Origin of the sequence: Pantoea sp. sgz302252 (assembly GCF_047713085.1) — a bacterium.
Classification (GTDB): Bacteria; Pseudomonadota; Gammaproteobacteria; order Enterobacterales; family Enterobacteriaceae; genus Scandinavium.
In genome coordinates this window covers 158209-184675 of sequence record NZ_JBLFJW010000002.1, presented here as the reverse complement: position 1 = coordinate 184675, position 26467 = coordinate 158209, and the positions used below count along the sequence as shown (strand labels likewise).

At 50.6% G+C, this 26467-nt stretch carries 25 protein-coding genes, 1 pseudogene and 1 other annotated feature; of the genes and pseudogenes, 7 read left to right on the top strand and 19 right to left on the bottom strand.

Annotated elements, in window-relative coordinates:
- The gene (ribF, locus tag ACLW56_RS02630) at nucleotides 1-939 is read right to left on the bottom strand and encodes a bifunctional riboflavin kinase/FAD synthetase (protein WP_330982265.1); all 939 of its coding nucleotides are present in this window, start codon (nucleotides 937-939) and stop codon (nucleotides 1-3) included.
- A gap of 329 nt (nucleotides 940-1268) precedes the next feature.
- Here ribF and rpsT point away from each other — a divergent pair, with 329 nt between their 5' ends.
- Nucleotides 1269-1532, top strand: a complete 264-nt coding sequence (rpsT, locus tag ACLW56_RS02625) for a 30S ribosomal protein S20 (RefSeq protein WP_330982263.1) — start codon at nucleotides 1269-1271, stop codon at nucleotides 1530-1532.
- Between the two features lie 70 nt (nucleotides 1533-1602).
- On the opposite strand, the gene nhaR is transcribed toward rpsT, so the two are convergent.
- The 3 genes from nhaR to ACLW56_RS02610 form a co-directional block, all read right to left on the bottom strand.
- Nucleotides 1603-2499 carry a transcriptional activator NhaR gene (gene nhaR, locus ACLW56_RS02620; RefSeq protein ID WP_330982262.1) on the bottom strand — a complete coding sequence of 299 codons (897 nt, stop codon included), beginning with the start codon at nucleotides 2497-2499 and terminating at the stop codon, nucleotides 1603-1605.
- Between the two features lie 60 nt (nucleotides 2500-2559).
- Nucleotides 2560-3735, bottom strand: coding sequence for a Na+/H+ antiporter NhaA (gene nhaA / locus ACLW56_RS02615; RefSeq protein ID WP_330982261.1), 1176 nt, complete (start codon nucleotides 3733-3735; stop codon nucleotides 2560-2562).
- 231 nt (nucleotides 3736-3966) lie between these two features.
- Entirely contained in the window at nucleotides 3967-6039 is a 2073-nt protein-coding gene (locus ACLW56_RS02610) for a glycosyl hydrolase family 18 protein (protein ID WP_330982260.1), read from the bottom strand.
- A gap of 348 nt (nucleotides 6040-6387) precedes the next feature.
- Between ACLW56_RS02610 and ACLW56_RS02605 the strand changes: the two genes are divergently transcribed.
- A complete protein-coding gene (locus ACLW56_RS02605; protein WP_330982259.1) occupies nucleotides 6388-6828 on the top strand; it encodes a hypothetical protein in 441 nt (146 codons plus the stop codon).
- A gap of 33 nt (nucleotides 6829-6861) precedes the next feature.
- Nucleotides 6862-7401, top strand: a complete 540-nt coding sequence (locus ACLW56_RS02600) for a glycoside hydrolase family 108 protein (RefSeq protein ID WP_330982258.1) — start codon at nucleotides 6862-6864, stop codon at nucleotides 7399-7401.
- A gap of 32 nt (nucleotides 7402-7433) precedes the next feature.
- Here the strand turns inward: ACLW56_RS02600 and ACLW56_RS02595 are convergent, their stop codons facing one another.
- The 4 genes from ACLW56_RS02595 to dnaK form a co-directional block, all read right to left on the bottom strand.
- Nucleotides 7434-7781, bottom strand: coding sequence for a phage holin family protein (locus ACLW56_RS02595; protein WP_330982257.1), 348 nt, complete (start codon nucleotides 7779-7781; stop codon nucleotides 7434-7436).
- A gap of 138 nt (nucleotides 7782-7919) precedes the next feature.
- The gene (locus tag ACLW56_RS02590; RefSeq protein WP_330982256.1) at nucleotides 7920-8867 is read right to left on the bottom strand and encodes a LysR family transcriptional regulator; all 948 of its coding nucleotides are present in this window, start codon (nucleotides 8865-8867) and stop codon (nucleotides 7920-7922) included.
- 387 nt (nucleotides 8868-9254) lie between these two features.
- The gene (dnaJ, locus tag ACLW56_RS02585) at nucleotides 9255-10394 is read right to left on the bottom strand and encodes a molecular chaperone DnaJ (RefSeq protein ID WP_330982255.1); all 1140 of its coding nucleotides are present in this window, start codon (nucleotides 10392-10394) and stop codon (nucleotides 9255-9257) included.
- Nucleotides 10395-10480: 86 nt separating this feature from the next.
- Nucleotides 10481-12397: a molecular chaperone DnaK gene (gene dnaK, locus ACLW56_RS02580; RefSeq protein ID WP_330982254.1), complete on the bottom strand. Its 1917-nt coding sequence runs from the start codon at nucleotides 12395-12397 to the stop codon at nucleotides 10481-10483.
- Nucleotides 12398-12692: 295 nt separating this feature from the next.
- Between dnaK and satP the strand changes: the two genes are divergently transcribed.
- Complete coding sequence (gene satP / locus ACLW56_RS02575) at nucleotides 12693-13259, top strand: acetate uptake transporter (RefSeq protein ID WP_330982253.1); 567 nt, start codon at nucleotides 12693-12695, stop codon at nucleotides 13257-13259.
- A 159-nt stretch (nucleotides 13260-13418) separates the two neighbouring features.
- Here the strand turns inward: satP and ACLW56_RS02570 are convergent.
- The 3 genes and pseudogenes from ACLW56_RS02570 to tal form a co-directional block, all read right to left on the bottom strand.
- Nucleotides 13419-13685 (bottom strand): annotated as a pseudogene (locus tag ACLW56_RS02570) (MFS transporter); the annotation flags it as partial.
- Nucleotides 13686-13797: 112 nt separating this feature from the next.
- Entirely contained in the window at nucleotides 13798-14385 is a 588-nt protein-coding gene (gene mog / locus ACLW56_RS02565; RefSeq protein WP_330982252.1) for a molybdopterin adenylyltransferase, read from the bottom strand.
- A gap of 109 nt (nucleotides 14386-14494) precedes the next feature.
- The gene (tal, locus tag ACLW56_RS02560) at nucleotides 14495-15448 is read right to left on the bottom strand and encodes a transaldolase (RefSeq protein WP_330982251.1); all 954 of its coding nucleotides are present in this window, start codon (nucleotides 15446-15448) and stop codon (nucleotides 14495-14497) included.
- A gap of 204 nt (nucleotides 15449-15652) precedes the next feature.
- Here tal and ACLW56_RS02555 point away from each other — a divergent pair, with 204 nt between their 5' ends.
- Together ACLW56_RS02555 and yaaA are read left to right on the top strand one after the other, a co-directional pair.
- Complete coding sequence (locus ACLW56_RS02555) at nucleotides 15653-17083, top strand: sodium:alanine symporter family protein (protein ID WP_330982250.1); 1431 nt, start codon at nucleotides 15653-15655, stop codon at nucleotides 17081-17083.
- Nucleotides 17084-17148: 65 nt separating this feature from the next.
- Nucleotides 17149-17925, top strand: coding sequence for a peroxide stress protein YaaA (gene yaaA, locus ACLW56_RS02550; RefSeq protein ID WP_330982249.1), 777 nt, complete (start codon nucleotides 17149-17151; stop codon nucleotides 17923-17925).
- A 138-nt stretch (nucleotides 17926-18063) separates the two neighbouring features.
- Here yaaA and ACLW56_RS02545 read toward each other — a convergent pair whose 3' ends face one another.
- The 7 genes from ACLW56_RS02545 to yjjY all read right to left on the bottom strand — a co-directional run bounded on the left by ACLW56_RS02545 (nucleotide 18064) and on the right by yjjY (nucleotide 24821).
- The gene (locus ACLW56_RS02545) at nucleotides 18064-18348 is read right to left on the bottom strand and encodes a DUF2502 domain-containing protein (protein WP_330982248.1); all 285 of its coding nucleotides are present in this window, start codon (nucleotides 18346-18348) and stop codon (nucleotides 18064-18066) included.
- 203 nt (nucleotides 18349-18551) lie between these two features.
- Nucleotides 18552-19838, bottom strand: coding sequence for a threonine synthase (gene thrC / locus ACLW56_RS02540; protein WP_330982247.1), 1287 nt, complete (start codon nucleotides 19836-19838; stop codon nucleotides 18552-18554).
- 3 nt (nucleotides 19839-19841) lie between these two features.
- Nucleotides 19842-20771: a homoserine kinase gene (gene thrB / locus ACLW56_RS02535; protein ID WP_330982246.1), complete on the bottom strand. Its 930-nt coding sequence runs from the start codon at nucleotides 20769-20771 to the stop codon at nucleotides 19842-19844.
- Nucleotide 20772: 1 nt separating this feature from the next.
- The gene (thrA, locus tag ACLW56_RS02530; RefSeq protein ID WP_330982245.1) at nucleotides 20773-23235 is read right to left on the bottom strand and encodes a bifunctional aspartate kinase/homoserine dehydrogenase I; all 2463 of its coding nucleotides are present in this window, start codon (nucleotides 23233-23235) and stop codon (nucleotides 20773-20775) included.
- A gap of 24 nt (nucleotides 23236-23259) precedes the next feature.
- Nucleotides 23260-23377 (bottom strand) — a sequence feature (Thr leader region).
- Entirely contained in the window at nucleotides 23316-23384 is a 69-nt protein-coding gene (locus ACLW56_RS02525) for a thr operon leader peptide (protein WP_122984332.1), read from the bottom strand. It overlaps the preceding feature by 62 nt.
- Nucleotides 23385-23595: 211 nt before the next feature.
- Nucleotides 23596-24282 carry a tRNA/rRNA methyltransferase gene (locus ACLW56_RS02520; protein WP_330982244.1) on the bottom strand — a complete coding sequence of 229 codons (687 nt, stop codon included), beginning with the start codon at nucleotides 24280-24282 and terminating at the stop codon, nucleotides 23596-23598.
- Nucleotides 24283-24680: 398 nt separating this feature from the next.
- Nucleotides 24681-24821, bottom strand: a complete 141-nt coding sequence (gene yjjY / locus ACLW56_RS02515; RefSeq protein WP_330982243.1) for a protein YjjY — start codon at nucleotides 24819-24821, stop codon at nucleotides 24681-24683.
- Nucleotides 24822-24916: 95 nt separating this feature from the next.
- Between yjjY and arcA the strand changes: the two genes are divergently transcribed.
- A complete protein-coding gene (gene arcA / locus ACLW56_RS02510; protein WP_330982242.1) occupies nucleotides 24917-25633 on the top strand; it encodes a two-component system response regulator ArcA in 717 nt (238 codons plus the stop codon).
- A gap of 211 nt (nucleotides 25634-25844) precedes the next feature.
- Here the strand turns inward: arcA and creA are convergent, their stop codons facing one another.
- On the bottom strand, nucleotides 25845-26318 hold the full coding sequence (creA, locus tag ACLW56_RS02505) for a protein CreA (protein WP_330982241.1): 474 nt from the start codon (nucleotides 26316-26318) through the stop codon (nucleotides 25845-25847).
- Nucleotides 26319-26467: the final 149 nt, after the last annotated feature.

Here is a 26467-nt window from a genome sequence, read left to right as displayed (position 1 = left end):
TTACGCCGGGTTTGATAGCCCAAACAACGCTCGGGCTGTTAACTCATCTCGCGCGATTTGCGCTTTTAATTCATCCAGCGAGGAAAATCGCTGCTCGTTGCGGATTTTCTTCCGCAGTATGACATCGATATGGCGACCATAGAGGTCCATTACAACGTCCAGTAAATGCACTTCTAACTGCTGGCGTACACCCGCGACCGTTGGGCGAGTGCCGATATTCGCTACGCCTGGAATCAGCTTATCACCGAGACCCGCGACTTCGACGGCATAAACCCCTTTCACCGGGGAAACCTGACGACGCAGCGGCAAATTCGCCGTTGGAAAGCCAATGGTGCGGCCAAGCTCATCGCCGTGCACCACGCGCCCTGAAATGCTGAAAGGATGGCCCAGCAGCGTTTGCGCCAGCTCCAGATTATCTTCAGCCAGCGCCTGGCGAACCGCCGTGCTGCTGATACGTAATCCGTCTTCACAAAAAGTTTGGGTGCTGGTGACATCAAAGCCAAATTCAGCGCCAGCCTTCTGTAATAACAAGAAATCCCCTTCGCGACCAGCGCCAAAGCGGAAATCATCCCCGACGGCCAGAGACTGGACGCCGAGGCGTTTGACCAGCAGATCGCTGATAAATTCCTGTGCAGTGAGTGCGGCAAACCGCCTGTCAAAACGCACGCACAGGACATAATCCACACCGCTTTCGCTGAGATAACGCACTTTTTCGCGCAGTCTCGTCAAGCGAGCGGGAGCCTTGTCGGTCGCAAACAGTTCCAGCGGCTGCGGCTCAAAAATCATCACCACGACAGGCAGCTCGCGCTCATGGCCTTCAGCACGCAAACGCTGGAGTAATGCCTGATGCCCACGATGCACGCCGTCGAAATTACCAATGGTCAGCACGCACCCGTGCAGTGCCTGACTCAGATTGTGTATGCCGCGTATCAGCTTCATGTCTGGCTCAAAACAGTGAAAATCGCCAAAGTATACCTTGTAGAGCTGGCTACGTTAACCGGCGATTGCACCTGAGAACCGAAAGATGCAAGGATTTCATCCACCTTGAGACGAAACTGGGTAAATTCCCTCTTGCCCCGGTGATTTTTATGGCGGAAAGGCTGTATTCGAAGGGCACAAGCTGGTAGAATCCTGCGCCATCACTACGTAACCAAGTGTCGTCACACTAACGGCGCTTATTTGCACAAATCCATTGACAAAAGAAGGCTAAGAGGGCATATTCCTCGGCCTTTGAATTGTCCATATAGATCATATTTGGGAGTTGGACCTTGGCTAATATCAAATCAGCTAAGAAGCGCGCCGTTCAGTCTGAAAAGGCCCGCAAGCACAACGCTAGCCGTCGCTCTATGATGCGTACTTTCATCAAGAAAGTGTACGCAGCTATCGAAGCTGGCGACAAAGCTACTGCAGTAAAAGCATTTAACGAAATGCAACCAATCGTGGACCGTCAGGCTGCTAAAGGTCTGATCCACAAAAACAAAGCTGCGCGTCATAAGGCTAACCTGGCTGCACAGATCAACAAACTGGCTTAATCGCTACGCTGTTGAGGCTTTGTAGAAAAAACCCGCTTTTGGCGGGTTTTTTTATCTCTGCGATTCGGGCTTAGCGCGATAACTCAAACAGCGCCGAGTAGTCGCGATTACAGATTCGCTGCACGGCAGGATGCTGAATCATGCGTTCGGCAAAAATGGCGTGGTACTCCTCCATCACGTTTTCCACCCGTCCAATCTCCACAATATTGTCATCCGCATAGAGATCGTGTGCGTAGAGAGTCGGTGCAACAAAAATCGCATTGTGCGCAGCGCCAAAGGCTTTCATTAACGCGGCATCATCAAACTCGCCCAGCACTTCGACTTTCAGCCCTTGAGTATTAATCCAGTTCAGAAGCTTACGACCGAGCATTGAACGGCGCCCAGGGATCAGCAGACGACGTTCTTCGAGGCAAACTGGAAAAGGTTTCTCTGGCAGGGGATTCATGCACCAGAAACTGACACCGCACTCACCAATTTTCACCGAGAACAGTCCTTCCTGCTGAGTCGAGTCAATCGGGCAGTCAGAGATAATCATGTCGAGCTTATGCTGGCTAAGCTGCTCCAGCAGCATCTCGTGGGTCGATTCAAAGCAGCGCAAATGGATTTGTTCATCTTCCACCACAGCCGCATCCAGCACGCCGCTGACCAACCGCTTCGACAGCGCATCCGCCACGCCCACATCAAACAACAGATTCGACTCTTTGCGGTAATTGATGATGTCGAGCATCTCCTGGCTCAGGGTGAACATTTTGTCCGCATAACGGAACACCAGTTCACCCAGTTCGCTCGGCTCCAGCCCGCGCCCTTTGCGTTTGAACAGCTTTCCTTGCAGGCGCTCTTCCAGCGCTTTGATTTGGCCGGTAATGGTCTGTGGCGTGAGATACAGCGCTTCCGCAGCCCCCACCACTGACCCCTCTTTGTAAACGTGCCAGAAATAATAAAGATGGTTGTAATTGATATGAGACATTCGTTTCTCTCCCTGAACTTTGCGCTTCATGGCCGCCCGAAGGCGACCATCCGTATCCTGTTATCCCGGGTAACGGGAGCCCTTGCTGCCCGAGCGAAGCAAACTATACCCGGTGACCGCCGCCAGAAGCGAGCCAATCAGAATCCCCAGTTTCGCCCATGTGATGAGCGTCGGGTCCAGGCCGCCGAAGGCCAGCGTCGAGATGAAAATCGACATCGTGAAGCCAATACCACAGAGCACGCTGACCGCCACAATTTGCTTGCAGGTGGTCTCTTGCGGCAACGTGGCAAGCTTCAGTTTCAGCGCCAGCCAGCAGAACACCCCAATGCCCAAGGGTTTACCGACAAACAAACCCGCCATGATCCCCAGCGGCAGCAGGGACGTCAGCCCTTCAATCGTCACGCCCTGGAGTGAAACGCCCGCATTTGCGAAGGCGAACAGCGGCAGGATCAGGTAAGCCACCCAAGGATGCAGCACGTGCTCCAGTTGCTTCGCCGGGGATTTACCCGCCTGCTCTTTCAGCGGAATAAAGAAGCCGACAATCACCCCCGCAAGCGTGGCATGCACACCAGACTTCAGCACCGCCGTCCACAAAATCATCCCGACCAGAATATAAATACCGGTTCGACGAACGCCTGTCAGGTTGAGGATCGCCAGCACGGCAATCGCCGCCGTGGCCACGCCAAGAGACAGCAGTGATAGATCGCTGGTGTAGAACAGTGCGATGATAACGATCGCGCCCAAATCGTCGATGATCGCCAACGCCATCAGGAAAATCTTCAGGGTGACGGGAACGCGGTTACCTAAAAGCGCCAGCACGCCAAGCGCAAAGGCAATATCGGTCGCCGCCGGAATAGCCCAACCCTGACGAGCAATCGGGTCCTGGTAGTTAAACGCCAGATAGATAAGAGCGGGCACGACCATACCGCCAATAGCTGCAATCACCGGGAAAGCGGCCTGCTGGCGGCTTGCCAGTGAGCCCAGCGCCCTCTCACGCTTCACTTCCAGACCAATCAACAGGAAGAAGACTGCCATCAGCGCATCGTTGATCCACAGCAGCATGTTTTTGTTGATTTCCAGCGGCCCGACTTTGAGCTGTACCGGAGTGGAAAGAAATGCCTGGTAGAAATGGCTGGTTAGCCCGGAATTGGCGAGGATCATCGCCAGTGCAGCGGCAATAATCAGGATGACTCCCCCGGAAGCCTCGCTGCTGAAAAAACGCTGAAGATGCTTCATATCCATCCTTACTTTTACTCGATAAAACAGAATGATCATTATACTAATGGGCATTATAGATCGAAAAAAGTAGATTATAACTGCATTATGAATCGCATAAACCTGACAATAAGAGTGTGTGCGAAACCTTTACTTCGGTTTTCCTTTAACCGAAAGTGAAATACAAAAGCCCCGGCGAGAATCACCGGGGGAGGGTTAATACTTCAGTTGCCTTATAAAAAGGTGGCAGCATTAGCCAAGAGAATAGGGACCAAGATCGCTCCAGACGGCATAAGGGCCACAGCTTTTATCTGGCTCGTTGCCCAGTGAATACCAGTTCACTTTATAGTTATGCCCCTTCCAGCTCACCGTTTCGAAATTACCCCAGGTCGCTCCGTAAACGGTTGTGGCGCTCCATAACGGATAAGGCGTTTCGCCTTCTGGCTCACCGGGAGTGGGTTCCGGCGTAGGTTCAGGATCGGGCGTTGGGGTTACATCACCTGTCTCCTCAGACAAGGAAGGCACCACGTTTACCACAAAACGCTGTTGCGAAGAAGGTTCATTCTGACTATCCCGAACAAACAGCGTGAACTGAAGTTCCGTTTTTTGGGTAACACTCGGCGCTGAAAACTCAATGACTGGCACTTGCTTATCGACCACAGAAACGGAAACGGGCACTCCCCAACTGAAAGTCAGCGTATCGCCATCCTCATCGTTGGAGCCTGCGCCAGAAAGCTGTACACGGGAACCGCTGACGACAAGTAATTCGATCGCCGCAGTGGGTGCATGATTGATCTCCGGCTGAACAGGTTCTTCACCTTCCTCAGGTTCTTCACCACTGATGTTAATCCCTTCAAAGTAAAAAGGGGTCATGTCGATTTGCTGATTTTCAAGCTCGTAGCCAAGCCCTTCACGCGCAGCGTTGACGAGCACACCGTTATCCTGATCGATAGTCCAGGTAAAGAGTGCCCCCAGGTTGTGCTGAACAGCATATTCCCCTTTGGCTTTCACCGAGCGAGGCGTATCCAGCGACATAAACAGCTTACTCTGCGGGTTAAAAAGATAGTCAGCATTAGCAATCTGGTCGGTATAAACATTGAAACCATTGCGCCCTTGCTGATTTTCTAAATCCAGATAGTTATAAATGGTGTCATACCATTCAGTGCAACCTGACTCAAAAGATCCCGTGGTGGTTCCTTCTCCTGGCTGATAGGTCCCACTCAGCGGTGAGAAATTGTCGATAGCAACATTGCGGGCATTACGTGTATAACCTGCGTAACCTATATTAATTCGGTCTGAAGGAAAGCCTTCCGCCACCAGATAATCGACGACGGTTTCCACACTCCAGCCCCCCGCCGTCAATGGCGACAGGTTGGTATGATGTGTTAAGGTTTCTGCCCACGGCGTGCCGAAAAAATCGTAGGTCATCACGTTGAGGCCATATAAACCGGCTTCAAGTAAGGCATTGACGTTGGAATAGCCCACAGTGCTGACCACGGCCGAGCTGGCAATAGAAATCTTAACATCGCCACGTCCGGCTGACGTTAATTGAGTTTTCAGCTCGCGAATAAGCAAAGCATAATTGGCTCCATCTTCCGGACCATATGGGTTTGCATTCCCTGGCGCATTAGGATATTCCCAATCAATATCGACTTCACTAAACATGGGGAATTGTCTGAACAATTTCACCACGCCCTCCGCAAAAGTCCTGCGGGCAGCACTCGTTTTAGCCATTTCATGGAAAGCATTACTCATGGTCCAGCCGCCAATACTCATGGACAGCACAAGGTTATGGCCCATTTGCTCCGCTCTTGCCTGCAGATCGCGTAGCCCGCCAAGTATACCATGCGTATTCTGCTGCGTTACCGTCGCGGGATCGACATCCCATCCACTGGTGGTTTGATTGCAATTAACATAAGACTGAAAGTCGCCCCAAGGGTCAAGGAAAGTCGGCTCGTTAGTTGTCTTACCCGTCAGGTTTGCGGCATTTTCGATAGTATATTGTTTCTCACCTCTGTCACCAACAATACCGAGGAAGCCGATAATAATTTTGTCGTAAGCGGTAGGGTCGACATTAGCAAGATCATAGCCCCGACCACGATCTGCCTTCGCGCTCATGCCATGAAGACGGCCATCGTACTGAGACCAGTCGGTATAATAACCATATACTTTCGGCTTAGACGTTGAAGCCCTGTACTTATTATATACAGGTATTGCAACACGCGCTGAAGTATAGCTGTAATTCTGCACTTCACTGGCAGGATTAAATCCATCTGCCGCATTACTGGTTTCTGTATAGCTGTCGCTCTGAATCAAGTTACTCATTATACATTCCTTAAATTGTTTAGCGTATGTAGCTCATTGCTACGCTATTCATTTCACAAACAAAGGCTGAAATACGCAAAACACAAAGCATCATATTATATATTTTTATTGGATAACTCATATCACACAGTCATTTATTTGTAACAACAATACACTTTTCCTTCCGACATAACTAAAACATAACTTAAGTCATTCCTTAATATAATTTAAGTCAGGGCATTTTTTGCGATAAATAATCCATTTTTCGTTTTACTTTTGACCTTTTTACAACTTGTTATTTGAATCTAAATCAGTAAATTCTTAATATTAGCGAAAGTACACCATCCAATCAGAAATAACAGGTTCACTATGAAGCGCTATCTACTCAATCACAACTGTATTTATAACGAGAGTAAAAATGAGATTAAAAACACTGACAGTGCTGTCATCATAAAAATGTCGGCGATGAGAGCTCGATGCCTCAGTTTTATAATTGAACACGCAAATTCAGGAATCATTGACAAGCAAGCCCTTGCCTTCGGATTATGGGGGGAACGAGGGCAATTTATTAGCGATGCAAATATGACACAGCTATTGTATCTCATAAGAAAGGATTTACGTTCACTGGGAATTAATGACTTTTTTATGACAGTGCCACGAATAGGCATTAGAGCAAACAGTAGCATCTCCATTGAAGTGCTTCCTACAGAGGAAAATAAAATCAGACCTAACTTTTTTAACCCTCTTTCCATCATCGTCTTTATCATTTCAATGATTATTCTGTATCTCATCATTGAAATGATTAAATAGTTCCAACGACTGACCACAAAAAAGGTGACAACAATGAATCTGATATTAGACGGTATTCTGACAAAAGAAGGTGGTTTTACGGAAAATGCTGCAGATAAAGGAGGACCAACCCATTGGGGAATAACAGAAGCCACAGCGCGTGCACACGGATTTCAGGGAAGAATGCAGGATCTGACTCGATCTGACGCCTACGCTATTATGGAGCAGAGCTACTGGATAGCCCCCGGCTTCGATCATGTTGCTGAACTGTCCTGGCCTCTTGCTTTCGAATTATGTGACGCAGGAGTTAATGTAGGTCCAGCATGGCCTTCACGCTGGCTCCAGCGCTGGCTTAATGCTTTTAATCATAATGAAAGAAAATATGACGAACTGAAGGTAGATGGGAACATTGGTGAAAAAACGATTAAAGCCCTAAGTATTTATCTGGCATGGCGAGGTGACGAAGGTGAGAAAATATTACTGAATGCATTAAACTGCACGCAAGGTGAGTATTATCTTTCCGCCACTGAGTATCGTAATCAAAATGAGGAGTTTGTCTATGGATGGTTGAAAAATCGAGTTTCAATTAATTGAACGATGGCCTCTCGAAGGAGAGGCTATCATTTTTATTTACTTTTATCCTCTGTTACAAATAAAAAACTCTTCACTTTGCTACCAATGAGTTTCAAGATCGGTGCGGCAAATACCCCCCCGACACCGGAAACTAAAATAATAAAATTGAAGCTTAATCCCTTTTCAATAGCAATGATGCTCAGCAAAAAACCCGTGAAGCACGAAATAATAATTTGCGATAGACATGCATTCACTTTTTTGTAAAATGTTGTGCCCTTGCTTCCATTTTTCATAAGGAAAATCACAATACCTCCCCAGGCCCCAATCACCAGGACAGTAAGAGTAATTTCCAATTTAAAAAAAACAAAACTGGACGATGGCACATTTTCAAGAATCATCATAGTCACCTCATGCACTTTTCAATAGGATATGCAAGAAAGCTTGCGGTAACTGAAATGTAACTAGCCAGACAGCATGTAGGCAAATAATAAAAAATAACACTTTATAAAAGAAAGACACATACTCGTATATATAACCACTCATGAACGGAATGAGGCAATAGTCTGCAGCATCGAAACCATGGCATAAATATCTTTCTGTAATTTATTCCGCTGTGACCAGACAGCGTATAGAGATAATGGTTTTACTTTTATCTCGTCTGGTAGAGAAACTATTTCTATTGCATAGTTTCTGTGAGCCTTATAAAAACTAGCCAATCTTTTTGGAAGTACAGCAATCATCGCTGTATTTTCAACCATACTCAATAAACCATTAAGTGACTCACTACGATAGCCAATCGTTCGGTGACCTGTGTAAGGTCCGCACGGAAGCATGAGATGACGTTCATCAAAAAGAGATGTTTTAAATACATCATTGCGAATTTCAGCGTGACGAAAAGAATAAAAATTATGCAATGATATTTTGGACAGTGAAGACAAAGGATTTTGTAGACTACAGACAACACAGTAAGTGGTAAACCGTTCGACCACCACCTGAGAAAAATCATTATCCTTGGGAGGTTCAAAAGTCATAACCAAATCAGCAGTGCCAGATTTCAGTAACTCTCTGCTGGAGGTGATGTCTTTCAGCCAGTTGGAGCGGTGATGAATTTTATATTGATCAAAAATATCAAATTCAATAATCTGAGAGAGGAAATACTGCTCCGTAATATCATTCCCACAAATGATCATCTCTTTATTTAATTTTAGCCAGTCTCCGGGGTGAAAAGTTGTATCCACCAGTTCCAGAATTTGAACAAAAGTGTGATGCAACTCTTTAGCTCGGGCAGTTGGCACTAACCCATCTTTGGTGCGTATAAAAAGGGACTCATTATAAGTGTGCTGTAAGCGTTGTAGCGCTAATGATACAGCGGCAGGCGTCACGTTCAGCCGTTTTGAGGCTTTCGTTGCATTCCCCGCACTTATTACTGCATCCAGAACTCTGATTAAATTCAAATCAAACACCCTGGTTGCAGGCAATGTTTCCATACTTGTAAGCCTCTGTTAAATAACATTAATTTTTCTGAAACCACAGATAGTCTAAATCATACCAGAAATGAATACTGACGTTATTATTTAGCTTAATTATTTGTTAATCATTTAATCTCACATTCCCTCACGCAAGTTAAAGCAACGTTAATAAAGGAGGCGCACGATATCTGAATCTTTTTTTTGCGGTGTAAAAGATCTTCTCCTGAGAAGATGACTTATGAAAATTCACCGATGATGGGAGTATTGTCATATTCCGGCATAGCTATTCATCAGACTAGAGTCTTGCTGAGTCACTCCGCATCTTTCCTGGCGGCAGTTTAGTGATGGCAATAAAAAAGCCCGGACTGCGAAGCCCGGGCTTTGGTGTTCAAGCAGTTGATGCAATTAGCGAGTCAAATCATCAAAGAATTTTTTCACGCCATCGAAGAAGCTTTTCGAACGCGGGCTGTTTTTCTCACCCGTTGGACCACCGAAGCTATCCTGCAGATCTTTCAGCAACTGTTTCTGCTTGTCATTCAGGCTAACCGGAGTTTCCACTACAACGCGACACAGCAGATCGCCCTGTGCACCACCGCGAACGGATTTGACGCCTTTACCACGCATGCGGAACAGTTTGCCGGTCTGCGTTTCGCCAGGCACTTTCAGGTTCACACGACCATCCAGCGTCGGGACTTCGATCTCACCGCCCAGAGCAGCCATTGCAAAGTTAATCGGCACTTCGCAGTACAGGTTATTCCCTTCGCGTTCGAAGATTGGGTGCTGCTTAACCTGCACCTGAACGTACAAATCGCCCGCTGGCGCGCCGTGCTCACCTGCTTCGCCTTCGCCGGACAGACGAATACGATCGCCGGTGTCGACGCCTGCCGGAATTTTAACCGACAAGGTTTTGTTCTTTTCAACGCGACCGTGACCATGACACTTGTGGCACGGATCTTTAATCAGCGTACCGCGGCCCTGACAGTGTGGACAGGTCTGCTGTACGGCAAAAAAGCCCTGCCGCATCTGCACCTGGCCCTGACCGTGACAGGTTGGACAAGTCTGCGGTTTGGTGCCCGCTTTCGCGCCGCTGCCGTGGCAAACATCACACTCTTCCAACGTCGGAATGCGAATCTCTTTGGTGACACCACGAACGGCTTCTTCCAGAGTCAGATCCATGTTGTAGCGCAGGTCTGCACCACGTGATGCACGCTGACGCCCACGTCCGCCGCCAAAAATGTCGCCAAACACGTCGCCGAAGATATCGCTGAAATCAGCACCACCGCCGCCAAAGCCGCCGCCACCGAAACCACCGCCGCCCTGCTCGAACGCCGCATGACCATACTGGTCATAGGCCGCACGCTTCTGCGCGTCGGTCAGGATTTCGTAAGCTTCTTTGATCTCTTTAAATTTTCCTTCGGCTTCTTTGTCACCCTGATTACGGTCAGGATGGAACTTCATCGCCAGGCGTTTGTAAGCCTTTTTGATTTCACGCTCTTCCGCTGTTTTGGAAACGCCTAAAACCTCGTAATAGTCTCTCTTCGCCATCTCTTTTTATCTGCCCTTAACATGCGAGCACGGGCGTGGAGTAAACTCCGACGCCCGTGCCAGTTAATTACCCTGCATCAGGGCGATTATTTTTTATCTTTAACTTCTTCGAACTCAGCATCGACAACATCGTCATCCTTCGCGTTGTTCGCGGAAGCGTCAGCAGAACCCGCCTGCTGTTGTGCATGCTGCTGCTGAGCAATTTCCAGCAGTTTCTGGGAAGCCTGAGCCAGTGCCTGCATTTTCGCTTCGATATCCGCTTTGTCTTCGCCTTTCAGAGAAGATTCCAGCGCAGTCAGTGCAGACTCGATAGCGGTTTTGTCTTCCGCTGGCAGCTGTTCGCCGGCTTCTTCAACCTGCTTACGCGTGCTGTGCAGCAGATGATCGCCCTGGTTGCGGGTCTGAACCAGTTCTTCGAACTTACGGTCAGACTCGGCGTTAGCTTCAGCTTCACGCACCATTTTCTGGATTTCTTCTTCATTGAGACCAGAAGAAGCCTTGATGGTGATTTTCTGCTCTTTACCGCTGTTTTTGTCTTTCGCGGAAACGTGCAGGATACCGTCAGCATCGATATCGAAGGTCACTTCGATTTGCGGCATGCCGCGTGGTGCCGGGCTGATACCATCCAGGTTGAACTGACCCAGAGATTTGTTATCACCAGAACGTTTACGCTCACCCTGCAGCACGTGGATGGTTACCGCAGACTGGTTGTCTTCCGCAGTAGAGAACACCTGGCTGTGCTTGGTCGGGATGGTGGTGTTTTTGTTGATGAGCGAAGTCATCACGCCACCCATGGTTTCGATACCCAGCGACAGCGGGGTGACGTCCAGCAGCAGAACGTCTTTCACTTCACCGGTCAGCACGCCGCCCTGAACCGCAGCACCGATAGCAACAGCTTCGTCTGGGTTCACGTCTTTACGTGGCTCTTTACCGAAGAACTCAGCCACTTTCTTCTGAACCATCGGCATACGGGTCTGACCGCCGACCAGGATAACGTCCTGAACGTCAGAAACAGACAGGCCAGCATCCTGCAGAGCAACTTTCAGCGGCTCGATAGAACGGTTCACCAGGTCTTCAACCAGGCTTTCCAGTTTCGCGCGAGTCACTTTGATGTTCATATGTTTAGGACCGGTCGCGTCTGCAGTGATGTACGGCAGGTTCACGTCGGTCTGCTGCGCAGAAGAGAGCTCAATTTTCGCTTTTTCTGCGGCTTCTTTCAGGCGCTGCATCGCCAGCGGGTCGTTACGCAGGTCAATGCCCTGATCTTTCTTAAATTCTTCAACCAGATAGTTAATCATACGGCTGTCGAAGTCTTCACCACCGAGGTGGGTATCGCCGTTGGTCGCCAGAACTTCAAAGGTTTTTTCGCCATCAACTTCATCGATTTCGATGATGGAGATATCGAAGGTACCGCCGCCCAGGTCATATACAGCAATGGTGCGGTTACCCACTTCTTTATCCAGACCGTAAGCCAGTGCGGCTGCGGTGGGTTCGTTGATGATACGTTTGACTTCCAGACCTGCGATACGGCCAGCATCTTTGGTTGCCTGACGCTGAGCATCGTTGAAGTAAGCAGGAACGGTGATAACAGCTTCAGTTACCGGCTCGCCCAGGTAATCTTCCGCGGTTTTCTTCATTTTTTTCAGCACTTCTGCAGAAATCTGCGGCGGTGCAGTTTTGGTGCCTTTCACGTCCAGCCAGGCGTCGCCGTTATCAGCAGCAACAATTTTGTACGGCATGATAGCTTCGTCACGCTGCACTTCTTCGTCCTGGAAACGACGGCCAATCAGGCGCTTGATCGCGAACAGGGTGTTCTGCGGGTTTGTCACGGCCTGACGTTTAGCCGGCTGACCAACCAGAGTTTCACCGTCCTGGGTATAGGCAATAATAGAAGGCGTGGTGCGATCGCCCTCGGCGTTTTCCAGCACACGCGGAGTGTTGCCATCCATAATCGCTACACAAGAGTTGGTAGTCCCCAGGTCGATACCAATAATTTTACCCATCTAAACGTCTCCACTAAAAATTCGATCAACATGTGGTTGTGAACCTGTAATAAGGGCGAAACGTGCTGTTTCAAGCGCCCCGCTACGTTTTTTTTCAGGCTCACCACTGCGGTTGCTTACAAGATGGGGTCGTTAGGAGGTTCATCAAGGGGGAGGGATAAAAAATTTTTTAATTTCCCCCTGCTCAGATCATAGACGGCAGACACGACACTGATTATTATGCCGCGCCCCGCAACCAGAGGATTGGCGCGGGGTTCAGACATTTCTCCCTTTATTGATAAGTTTTTGAGGAAATATGGGTAACACTAAGTTGGCTAACCCGGCACCGCTGGGACTGATGGGCTTCGGCATGACCACCATTCTGCTGAACCTGGCAAACAGCGGCCTTTTCCAGTTTGATACCGCCATTCTGGCGATGGGTATTTTTTACGGCGGCCTGGCACAGATCTTCGCTGGCCTGCTGGAATTTAAGAAAGGCAACACCTTCGGTCTGACCGCGTTCACCTCCTACGGCTCTTTCTGGCTGACTCTGGTCGCCATTCTGATCATGCCGAAGATGGGCCTGGCAGAACCGGCTAACGCGCACTTTATGGGGATGTATCTGGGCCTGTGGGGTGTGTTCACCCTGTTCATGTTCTTCGGAACGCTGAACGGTCCTCGCATGCAGCAGTTCGTGTTCCTGAGCCTGACCGTGCTGTTTGCCCTGCTGGCTATCGGCCACCTGGCGGACAACGAAGGCATCGTTCACATCGCGGGCTGGATTGGTCTGGTGTGTGGCGCAAGCGCTATCTACCTGGCAATGGGTGAAGTGCTGAACGAGAAGTTTGGCCGCACCGTGCTGCCAATCGGTGAGAAACACTGATCGTAAGATGATCAAGATAAAAAAGCCGGGTGACTCTCTCACCCGGCTTTTTTTTTAATTCGCCGCAAGCGTTGCTTTCTCTGGCGCGATGTAACTCTGTCGCAACCAGATACCTAATCCCAATCCCACCAGCGATAACGCCAGCACATACCAGGCTGGAGCCATCGGCGGCACGCGCATCAGCAGCAATAGCAACGGCGCAACGATGCCGCCCAACGGGCGAGCCAGATAACCCGCGGCAAAAATGCCAAAGGTCTGGACCTGACGCAGCCATTCAGGAATATCAGCAGGGAAGAAAAGTTCGCCCACAACGGCGGCGAAGAAGACAAAGATGATGAAATCATAAAACTCGAGGGCACCACCGAGAGCAGCCAGCGTCAGCGTTTTATAATCCTGTCGGTTCAGAGGTCTTGCGGAAGGTGACATAGCGGGCCATTTGTTTTGATTAATTTACAGATTTCGTAAAGAAAAAATTACTATACCGTAAATCATTGGTCAATCGATGACCCGCACAGGCTATGTCATAAAAGGCTTAATTTCAGGAGATTGTCTCGCGACGTGCGCTTTTAGGGCGAAACGCGGCAACGACCTGGTCATCAGTCTCGATGTAAGGTCCTTCGAGAAGCTGTACACAATACGGTACACTTGCAAAAATCCCGTGCACCAGTACGTTGCCGCTCTCCTCTTTGACGCCTTCCAGCGTTTCCTGAATCGACTTCGGCTGACCCGGCAAATTGAGGATCAGCGCCTGTTTGCGGATAACCCCAACCTGACGCGAAAGGATCGCCGTCGGCACAAAGTGCAGGCTAATCTGGCGCATCTGCTCGCCAAAACCCGGCATTTCACGATCGGCAATCGCCAGTGTCGCATCCGGCGTCACATCACGACGTGCAGGCCCCGTGCCACCCGTGGTCAACACCAGGTGACAGCCCATTTCGTCCACCAGCTCACACAAGGTTTGCTCAATGATCGACTGTTCATCGGGGATCAGCCGGGTTTGCAGTTCAAAAGGGGATGTCAGGGCGCGGGACAGCCACGCTTCCAGAGCCGGAATGCCCTTATCCTGGTAAACGCCGTTGGAGGCGCGATCGGAGATGGAGACAAGGCCAATGCGTAGAGTGTTCATATCAATTCCGTTCAAAGTGCTGTTAGGCGGAATGATACACGCTGGAGGGAAAAGGAGACAAATAGCAGAGTAGCAAGCGTGACCGGGAGCCCGGCCACGCGAAAAATGATTACAGCAGGTCGCCGATCATTTTTTCCAGTTTTTCCTGGTCGATAGCAAACTTACGGATACCTTCCGCCAGTTTGTCTACGGCCATTGGGTCCTGGTTGTGCTGCCACAGGAACTGAGATTCAGTGATGCGCTCTGGACGCGCTTTCACTTCACCGGTGTAAACCAGTTTGCGCTCGATAGCGCCGTCAGCTTCAGCCAGCTCTTTCAGCAGTGCCGGAGCGATGGTCAGGCGGTCGCAACCAGCCAGTTCCAGGATCTCACCGACGTTACGGAAGCTCGCACCCATCACGACAGTTTCGTAGCCGTGCTGTTTGTAGTAGCTGTAGATTTCAGACACAGAAACCACGCCTGGATCTTCTGCCGGTGCGTACTCTTTCTTGTCCGTGTTGGCTTTGTACCAGTCGAGGATACGGCCCACGAACGGAGAAATCAGGAACACGCCCGCTTCAGCACAAGCACGAGCCTGAGCGAAGGAGAACAGCAGCGTCAGGTTACAGTTGATGCCTTCTTTTTCCAGCTGTTCAGCAGCACGAATGCCCTGCCAGGTGGACGCCAGCTTGATCAGAATACGGTCGTTGCTGATGCCTGCATCGTTGTACAGCTTGATCAGATGTTTCGCTTTAGCGATAGAAGCTTCGGTGTCATAGGACAGACGCGCATCCACTTCCGTTGAGATACGACCCGGGATCAGCTTCAGGATCTCCAGACCGATGTTGACCGCCAGTTTGTCGGTCGCATCAACAATCTGCTGCTCGCGGTTGCTGCTCTGGCTTTTCGCCCAGGCAATCGCTTCATCAATCAGCTTGCGGTATTCAGGGATCTGGGCAGCGCCGAGGATCAGAGAAGGGTTGGTTGTCGCATCCTGAGGCTGATACAGCTTCATTGCCGCGATGTCTCCGGTGTCAGCCACTACGGTTGTGTACTGACGCAGGGAGGTCAATTTATCCGTCATGATAGTGTTTCTCTTTAAACAGCTGTTAGGGGGATGTAACCGGTCTGCTCCCGATAATATCACGCCCCCATATCAGCGCAACCGCAGACGGCCCAGGAGCGCAGAGTATGATAAACTCAGATGATTCGCTTGCTACCCGATAATGGATTGTCTGGAATGTGGTAGCACTTACACTTGTCTTCGGCATCGATTAAAGGACGCTACATGCCTGAGTTTCTCTCATTCATCAACGACATACTCTGGGGCTCGGTAATGATTTACCTGCTGCTCGGGGCCGGAGTGTGGTTCACCTGGCGGACAGGTTACATTCAATTCCGCTACATTCGGTATTTCGGCAAAAGCCTTAAAAGCAGCCTGAGCCCACAAGCAGGCGGGCTGACCTCCTTTCAGGCGCTGTGTACCAGTCTCGCTGCTCGCGTGGGCAGCGGCAACCTGGCGGGCGTCGCCATCGCCATCACTGCCGGTGGCCCTGGTGCCGTATTCTGGATGTGGGTCTCGGCCATCATCGGCATGGCGAGTAGCTTCGCTGAGTGCTCACTGGCTCAACTCTACAAAGAACGAGACGCCACAGGACAATTCCGCGGCGGCCCGGCGTGGTACATATCACACGGCCTTGGCATGCGCTGGATGGGGGTGATGTTTTCCGTTTTCCTGCTGCTGGCTTATGGCTTAATTTTCAACACGGTACAAGCCAATTCAATCGCAAACGCGATGCATTTTGCTTTCGACCTTCCTGAGTACGTAACGGGCCTGGTGCTGATGGGTTTCACGCTGTTGGTCATAGTGCGCGGCCTGCGTGGGGTCGCGAAGATTATGCAGTGGCTGGTGCCCGTCATGGCACTGGTCTGGGTTGGCGCCAGTATTGTCATTAGCCTTTGGCATTACGCTGCCATTCCTGCCATTTTTGAAAGCATTATTCGCAGTGCATTTGGCTGGCAGGAAGCCGCCGCTGGCGCAGTGGGTTACACCATCAGCCAGGCGCTAACCAGTGGATTTCAGCGGGGAATGTTCTCGAACGAAGCCGGCATGGGTTCTACCCCGAATGCCGCTGCCGCCGCCGCTTCGTGGCCTCCACATCCGGCCGCCCAGGGCATCGTGCAAATGATTGGCGTCCTGGCCGACACCCTGATTGTCTGTACCGCCACGGCGATGGTGGTGCTCATTGCAGGCCACGACACAAGCCAAAGTTCTATTAACGGCATTCAGTTAGTTCAGAAAGCGATGAGCGTTATCGCAGGGAGTTGGGGGGCGAGTTTTGTCGCCGTAGTCGTGCTGCTTTTTGCCTTTAGCTCTATCGCCGCAAACTATATCTACGCCGAAAACAATCTGATTTACCTGAAGATGAACAGCCCGCGCAATATCTGGATTTTGCGGACAATCACGCTGCTTATGGTCATGATGGGAACCCTGTTGAGCCTGCCAGTCGTTTGGCAACTGGCCGATATCATTATGGCACTGATGGCCATCACTAACCTGACGGCGCTGCTGCTGCTTTCCCCGGTCGTACGGATCATTGCCAGCGACTATCTGCGTCAACGCAAGCTGGGTGTAAAACCTGTCTTTGACCCGAGTCGCTATCCCGAAATTGAACAGCAAATTGCGCCAGGAAGCTGGGATGATGTGCCGCGCCAATAGCTGCTATCGATCACTTCATGGCCGTTTTTTGCTAAAGTCTCGGAAAATGCCTGCAAGGACTGATTATGCTGATTCTGATTTCACCTGCGAAAACGCTCGACTACCAAAGCGAACTTGCGACAACCCGCTACACCCATCCTGAGCTGCTGGATTACTCTCAGCAGCTCATCACGGTGGCGCGCAAACTCTCCGCGCCGCAAATCGGCAAGCTGATGAGCATCAGCGACAAACTTGCCGATCTCAATGCCACCCGTTTCCACGACTGGCACCCTGATTTCACGCCGCAAAATGCCCGCCCGGCTATTCTGGCCTTTAAAGGCGATGTCTACACTGGCTTGCAGGCGGAAGAGTTCAGCGAAGCAGATTTCGATTTTGCTCAGCAGCATTTGCGCATGCTCTCTGGCCTTTATGGCGTGCTGCGTCCGCTGGATTTGATGCAGCCCTACCGCCTGGAGATGGGCATTCGCCTTGAGAACGCGAAAGGCAAAGATCTCTATCAGTTCTGGGGCGAGGTTATCACTAACAAGCTGAACGACGCGCTGAAAGCCCAAGGGGACGATGTCGTCATTAACCTGGCCTCTGATGAGTACTTCAAAGCGGTGAAACCGAAAAAGCTGCAGGGGAAAATCATCAAGCCGGTGTTCCTCGACGAGAAAAACGGCAAATTCAAGGTCATCAGTTTCTACGCCAAAAAAGCGCGTGGCCTGATGAGCCACTACATCATTGAGAATCGCCTGACGAAAGTTGAAGCGCTGAAAGGATTTGATAGCGAAGGGTATTTCTTTGATGAAGCCGCGTCGTCTGATAGTGAGCTGGTATTTAAGCGTCAGGAGCAGAAGTAAAAGCGAGAAAAGGGATCGCCTCAACCTCCGTCACGCACCCTCACCCCGGCCCTCTCCCCAGGGAGAGGGAGAACGTTAACACCCGCGCCGAACAATCCCCTCTCCCTTGAGGGAGAGGGTTAGGGAGAGGGGGGAAAATCAGTGGTGATGCCCATGATCGTCATGGTGGTCGTGATGGTCGTGGTGATCGTCATGATGATCGTAATGAGGACGCGGACGCCAGTGGTTGTTGTAACGCTCGTAGTGATGATCCCACCAGTCATGGTCGCGCCAGTTGCCGCCATCCCAGTAGTTACCGCGGTTATCCTGATCGCCAATCTGTAATTTGACCGCTGGCACCAGAGTGATTTCTGAAGCGTGTACCATCACCGGAGCCACCAGCATCATAGAAAGCGCGAGGATCACAGGTTTCAATTTAGACATAGGTTACTCCTTTACATCATTGCCCGTTATGGGTCGATGAAGTCAGAGTACCTGTTGCGAACCCCGGTTGTTATTCTCCGCAATCCCAATTTCTAAGTGCCCGCATTTAATGGGAATTCCTGCGTAATTTCTGCCATTTGTCTCCACATTCTCTCCCCAATCCGGGAAACGTCCTGGTCTCAGGGAGAGAAAAATGAACACTATCAGGCTTTAGCCATCATCAGCTTACGCAGCGCAGCAAATTCAGCAGGCAACTCATGCGACAACAGAGGCAAGTCGGCACGATCGGCCAGCTCTTTCGGCAGCGGAAGTTTGGTGTCGAGAATCGCTTCCACGCTCTCAATGAACTTCGCTGGATGCGCAGTTCCCAGGAACAGACCATATTCGCCGGGCTGGAGCTGGTCACGCAACGCGCGATAGGCCACTGCAGCATGCGGCTCAGAGGTATAACCGACCTCCTGAAGTTCACGCATGGTCGCTTTAGTGGTTTCATCATCCACGGCGGCATAGCCCAACTCGTTCAGGCGCCACACTTTGCGACGGAACAGTTCTTCAACGCGCGGCCAGTTGTTTGGCTGGCTGACATCCATCGCGTTAGACAGCGTCGCTTGCGTAGATTTTGGTTTCCATGCCCCTTCCTGCAGAAAACGTGGCACCGTATCGTTGACGTTGGTTGCAGCAATAAAACGCTTCACCGGCAGACCCAGTGATTTCGCCAGCAAGCCTGCCGTTAAATCGCCGAAGTTGCCGCTTGGCACAGAAACGACCAGCTGATTACGGGCTTCCTGTGGCAGCTGCGCCACGGCTTCAAAGTAGTAGCAAATCTGCGCCAGCAGACGGCTGATATTGATTGAGTTCGCCGAGTTCAGGCCCAGCGCAACCTTCAGCTCTTCATCGTCAAATGCCTGCTTTACCAGCGCCTGACAGGCATCGAAATCGCCTTCGATAGCGACAGTTTCAATGTTGCCACCTAAAGTGCAGAACAGTTTCTCCTGCAGCGGGCTGATTTTGCCTTTCGGATACAGGATAACGACGCGTACATTCTTCAGACCATAGAAAGCATGCGCCACGGCAGCGCCTGTATCACCAGACGTCGCGGTCAAAATGGTCACAGGTTTGTCGCCACTGATGTGCGTCAGCATCTGCGCCATAAAACGACCGCCGAAATCTTTAAACGCCAGCGTCGGGCCGTGGAACAGTTCCAGACAGCCCACATCGTCCTGCACCTTTTTTACTGGTGCAGGGAAAGCAAATGCCGCGCCTACGCGAGCTTTCAGCTCATCGGGTGCAATTTCATCGCCAATAAAAGCGGAAAGAATTTTTGCACTGCGGGAGACGAAATCCAGCTTCAGCATTTCGTCGATTTCGGTCAGGCTGAATTCCGGCAAATCGTGTGGAAAGAACAGCCCCTGATTTTTGCCCAACCCTTGCGTCACGGCCTGCGCGAAGCTGACCTGCTCGTTATGATCTTTTAAGTTATACAGTTTCATTGGTTATCCCACTACGCGTGCGCCCGCTGTATCCAGCCGACAAATATGAACGAAGCCTTCCTGATTTTGCAGATAGTGTTTACTGAGCCAGTCTGCGACTCGTTGTGCGGTTTCCGGGTTATCGCACAGGGCAAACATCGTCGGGCCAGAACCCGAGATGCCGCTTGCCAGCGCGCCAATTTCCGCCACCGCCTGACGGGCTTCGCCAAAGCCAGGCAGTAATTTGGTGCGATACGGTTCGGCAATCACGTCTTTCATCAACTTTGCAGCAAGCTGCGGCTGACGGCTGTAGCAGGCGTGAATAAAGCCCGCCAGGTGACGTCCATGCGCGATGCAGTCCTGACGGCGGTACTGCGCCGGTAAAATGGCGCGCGCTTCGGCGGTGGAGACTTTTATCCCCGGATAAGCCAGCACCCACAGCCATTCATCAAAGGCCGGAATCTGCTGGCTGATAATGCCGTTCTCTTCCAGCATCAGTTGAATGCCGCCGAGGAAGCAAGGCGCGACGTTATCGTAATGCACGCTGCCGGAAATACGCCCTTCCAGCTCACCCATCAGTGAAAGCATTTTGCTGTCATTGAGTGGCTTGCCGCAGTACTCGTTCATTGCCACCAGCGCGGCAACCACAGAACAGGCACTGGAGCCTAACCCAGAGCCAATCGGCATGTTTTTTTCCAGCGTCATGGCGACAGGCACCGTTTTGCCAATCTCCTGGCAGAAGCGTTCCCAGCACTGGTAAACGATGTTTTCACGCGGCTCCGTCGGCAATTTGTTGGCGAAATGACCGACGTTTTTCAGGCTGAAAACATCAGCCGCAACGACGTCAACGTTGTCGCCGAGCAGCGTGCCATCCACCGGCGTGACCGCCGCGCCCAACACGTCGAATCCGACGCTCATATTGGCGCTGGACGCCGGGGCATAGACTTTAACCATCTTAAACTCCTAACTTCCAGGACAAGGTACGCAGCAGATCGGCAAAGACCCCGGCGGCTGTTACGTCGTTGCCCGCGCCATAACCGCGCAGCACCAGCGGTAACGGCTGATAATAATGGCTGTAAAACGCCAGGGCGTTCTCGCCATTTTTCACTTTATAAAGCGGATCGTTGCCATCGACTTCAGCGATTTTCACCCGACAAACGCCGTCGTCTTCGATGTTGCCGACGTAACGCAGCACTTTACCTTCATCGCGAGCTTTCGCGATACGCGCCGCAAATTCATCATCCAGTTGCGGCAAGCGTGCCATAAAGCTGTCGGTGTCACCGCTGTCGTCGAAATGCGAAGGCAACACAGATTCCACCACAATATCATTCAGTTCAAGATGACGACCTGTTTCACGGGCGAGGATCAGCAGCTTACGCGCCACATCCATGCCGGAAAGATCGTCACGAGGATCAGGTTCGGTATAGCCCATTTCACGTGCCATACGGGTGGCTTCAGAGAGGCTCATGCCTTCATCCAGCTTACCGAAGATAAACGACAGGGAACCGGAAAGAATGCCGGAGAACTTTTGCAGTTCATCACCTGCGTTGAGCAGATTTTGCAGGTTTTCGATAACCGGCAGCCCTGCCCCAACGTTGGTGTCATACAGGAACTTACGACGAGAACCGGCAGCCGCCTGACGCAGCTCGTGATAGTAGTTCATCGACGAGGTGTTCGCCTTTTTGTTTGGCGTCACGACATGGAAACCTTCGCGCAGGAAATCAGCATACTGATCGGCGACGGCCTGGTTGGAGGTACAGTCCACAATCACCGGGTTCAGCAGGTGATACTCTTTCACCAGACGAATCAGTCGGCCGAGATTAAACGGCTCTTTGGCATCGGCCAGTTCGCTTTTCCAGTTATCGAGGCTCAGACCGTGCACGTTGGTCAACAGCGCATGTGAGTTCGCCACGCCGCAAACACGTAAATCAATATGCTTATTTTTGAGCCAGGTTTGCTGGCGCTTAAGTTGTTCCAGCAATGCGCCGCCCACACCGCCGACGCCAATCACAAACACTTCAATCACCTGATCGGTATTGAACAGCATCTGGTGAGTGACGCGAACGCCAGTGGTCGCATCATCGTTATTAACGACCACAGAAATGGAGCGCTCGGAGGAGCCCTGCGCAATCGCCACGATATTGATGTTGGCGCGAGCGAGAGCCGCAAAGAATTTTGCAGAGATGCCGCGCAGCGTGCGCATGCCATCGCCCACCACGGAGATGATCGCCAGACGCTCCATGATCGACAGCGGTTCAAGCAGCCCTTCTTTCAGTTCGAGGTAAAACTCATCTTCCATTGCCTTCTTCGCGCGTGCGCAATCGCTTTGCGGTACACAGAAACTGATGCTGTATTCGGAAGAAGACTGAGTGATCAGGACCACGGAGATCCCGGCGCGGGACATTGTGGCAAACACGCGTGCCGCCATCCCGACCATGCCCTTCATACCCGGGCCGGACACGTTAAACATCGCCATGTTATTGAGATTGGAAATCCCCTTCACCGCCAGGCCGTCTTCATTATGGCTTGAGCCGATGAGAGTGCCCGGCGCCTGAGGATTACCGGTATTTTTGATGAGGCAAGGGATCTGGAACTGGGCAATCGGCGCGATGGTGCGAGGATGCAGAACTTTCGCGCCAAAATAGGAGAGCTCCATGGCTTCCTGATAGGACATGGATTTCAGCAAGCGCGCATCTGGCACCTGACGCGGATCGCAAGTATAAACGCCGTCGACATCGGTCCAGATTTCACAGCAGTCAGCACGCAAACAGGCGGCCAGCACGGCGGCGGAATAGTCAGAGCCATTACGCCCCAACACAACCAGTTCACCTTTCTCATTTCCCGCGGTAAACCCGGCCATCAGCACCATATGGTCAGACGGGATTTGGCTTGCTGCAATACGGCGAGTGGATTCAGCGATATCAACCGTGGATTCCAGGTAATGTCCAACGGCCAGTAATTTCTCAACAGGATCAATCACGCTGACTTTATGGCCACGCGCTTCCAGCAAACCCGCCATGATCGCGATAGACAGCTTTTCACCACGGCAAATAAGGGAGGCATTAACGCCATCAGGGCATTGCCCCAGCAGGCTTATCCCATGCAGAACATGCTTAATCTGGGCAAACTCTTGTTCAACAAAAGCTTTGAGCGGGGCCTGGGGAAAACCGGGTTGAATGTCGGCCAGACCCTGAAGCAGTTCGGCAAAAATGCGTTCGGCATCGGAGATATTTGGGAGCGTGTCCTGACCGCCAATGGTTTTTTCAATCATCGCGACCAGATGGTTGGTGATTTTAGCTGGGGCAGAAAGCACGGTGGCGACCTGCCCCTGCCTGGCGTTGCTCTCCAGAATATCGGCAACCCGCAGAAAACGTTCTGCATTTGCCACTGATGTACCGCCGAACTTCAAGACTCGCATGGTATTACCCCTTGATCTTTAGCCGAAAAAAAAGCCCGCACTGTTCAGGTGCGGGCTTTTTTCTGTGTTTCCTGTACGCGTCAGCCCGCACCGATACCTGTGGTAATGGTGATGGTGGTAATGGTTGTCGTCATGCTGATGCGAATCATGGATGTTGTGTGCTCTGTTATTTTACTTTGTCTGTCGTCTGCCTATATTGGTTAAAGTATCTGCCAGGCTAAGTCAACGAATTTCTCCATTCGTCACCCTTCGTCATACCATTAGCCAGCACTGCCGATGCAGGCATCTCCTTCGCCTTTCACCGTGCCATTGGCCATAAAATCAGCACATAAGACCATAACAAACACTTATAACAGGACATTACTCTGCCATATTTTTTTCAATATCATGCAACAATCGGTGCAGCATGGCGGTGTCGCGCTGCTCAAGCAGGCCGATTCTCTGCTGGAGCCAATCCGTCAGTTTTGCATCATCGGCCACCTGCAATTTTTCCAGTAACGACACTGTACGAGCTCGTAACGCCTGCAGCTGATTTTCATCACCGGGAGTTGCAGGAGTGGAAGAAATTTGTGTCAGCGCCGACAGCTGATAACAATACACCATCACCGCCTGACCGAGATTCAGTGAAGGATAATCGGCCACCATTGGTACGCCGGTTAACACGTCGGCCAATTCAAGTTCTTCGTTGGTTAACCCTGAATCTTCACGCCCAAACACCAGCGCAGCATGCCCCATCCACTGCGATTTTTCCTGGAGCATCGGCAGCAGTTCTTGTGGTGTGGCGTAGTAGTGAAAACGAGCCCGACTGCGTGCGGTTGTCGCGACGGTAAAGTCCACATCCACCAGCGCGTCAGCAAGCGTTTTATACGTTTTTATATTTTCCAGAATATCGCCAGAGCCATGCGCAACCCACTGCGCTGCGGGTTCAAGGTGTGCCGTACTGTCGACAATTCGCATTTCTGTGAACCCCATGGTCTTCATGGCACGGGCGGCGGCACCGATATTTTCGGCTCTGGCGGGGGAAACCAGCACGATTGATAAGCGCATGTAATCTTCTCTTTTTTGGACACTCGCCGCGACAATGTGATGCACATCAACATATTACGCGTCGCGAATTTACTTTGTTGCAACAAAAACGGTGAAAAGGGGTTTCTTAATATATAAACAAGGTTAAACTATTCTCTAAGAATCGACCTATTCATTATGTTAACAGAACCACTATATCCTTATGTTCTTATAAGGTATTTGAAATAAGATTATCTCTCATATTTTGGATTCATTTTATTAATCAGTTCATCTTCGCAACCGTTCAGAATGTTTAAAATATGTGACAAAAGCTAGCATTTAGATGCGAGGATTCCACAAAACTGTTAACGTGCTACAATTGAACTTGATATATGTCAACGAAGCGTAGTTTTATTGGGTGTCAGTCGTCTCTTTGCCTGTTATGTTGCTGTTAAAATGGTTAGGATAACAGCCGTTTTTGACACTGTCGGGTCCAGAGGGAAAGTACCCACGACCAAGCTAATGATGTTGTTGACGTTGATGAAAAGTGCATCAAGAACGCAATTACGTACTTTAGTCATGTTATGCCGGTCATGTTAATTTTCGACATGTATCAGGCGGGTCAGGGACTTTGGTACTTCCTGTTTCGATTTAGTTGGCAATTTAGGTAGCAAACATGCAGACCCCGCACATTCTTATCGTTGAAGACGAGTTGGTAACACGCAACACGTTAAAAAGTATTTTCGAAGCAGAAGGTTACGATGTGTTCGAAGCCACCGATGGCGCGGAAATGCATCAGATCCTGTCTGAAAATGATGTCAATCTGGTCATCATGGATATCAATCTGCCGGGTAAAAACGGCCTTCTGCTGGCGCGTGAACTGCGTGAGCAAGCTAACGTTGCCCTGATGTTCCTGACCGGTCGTGATAACGAAGTCGACAAAATTCTCGGTCTGGAAATCGGCGCAGATGATTATATCACCAAGCCTTTCAACCCGCGTGAACTGACTATCCGTGCGCGTAACCTGCTCTCCCGTACCATGAATCTGGGTACCGTGAGCGAAGAACGCCGCAATGTAGAAAGCTACAAGTTCAACGGTTGGGAGCTCGACATCAACAGCCGCTCGCTGATTAGCCCTAACGGTGAACAGTACAAGCTGCCACGCAGTGAATTCCGCGCGATGCTGCACTTCTGCGAAAACCCGGGCAAGATCCAGTCCCGTGCTGAGCTGCTGAAGAAAATGACCGGCCGTGAGCTGAAGCCACACGACCGTACGGTTGACGTGACCATTCGTCGCATTCGTAAACATTTCGAATCTACGCCGGATACGCCGGAAATCATCGCTACCATTCACGGCGAAGGTTACCGCTTCTGCGGCGAGCTGCAGGAATAATTCCTCAGTCCAGAGTACAAAACGGCGCATCGCGCCGTTTGAGACTGATGACAAACCTCTAACGAATACCGTTTTGTCATGGGTGGCAGAACAAAAAATAAGGAAAATCAATTCATTGATTTTCAGCTGCTCACCATAAAGAAGGAAAAACCACGCTTTTTCCTTCTTTGTCAGCACTCTAAAACGGCGCATCGCGCCGTTTTTTTCGTCCTTACTCTTTCCACGGCATGACAGGCACCGCGCTAATCGCGTTCTTCGGTGAACCGTCAACAACCTTGTCTGAGTAAGTCAGGTAGACCAACGCATTGCGTTTCGCATCATAAAAACGGACAACCTGCAGCTTTTTGAAAACCAATGATGTTCTTTTCTGGAAGACGACATCGCCCTGGGTTTTGCCATGTTTAATCTTGTCGCTTAGCTCGATTGCGCCAACCTGCTGGCAAGAAATAGCCGCATCCGAGGTATCTTCAGCGAGTCCGAGCCCACCTTTAATCCCCCCCGTTTTTGCCCGGCTGATGTAGCAGGTCACATTCTTCACATCTGGATCGTCAAACGCTTCAATCACAATCTTGTGATCCGGGCCGATCATCTTGAAGACCGTATCCACCGAACCAATCTGCTCGGCATGAGCGACGCCACCTGCCGCTGTCAGTAAAAGTCCTGCAATTAACTTCTTGTATTTCATATTGTTACCATTTTAAAAAAATGACGCTTCGTGATTATTCAACATTCTAAGAGAAAAGGTTTAAAGATCACAGCTTTACAAAATTCGAGTCCAAAACTGGCCTAAAAACGCACGTTAGAGCAAAAAAAACACTGAATGCTAAAACATCA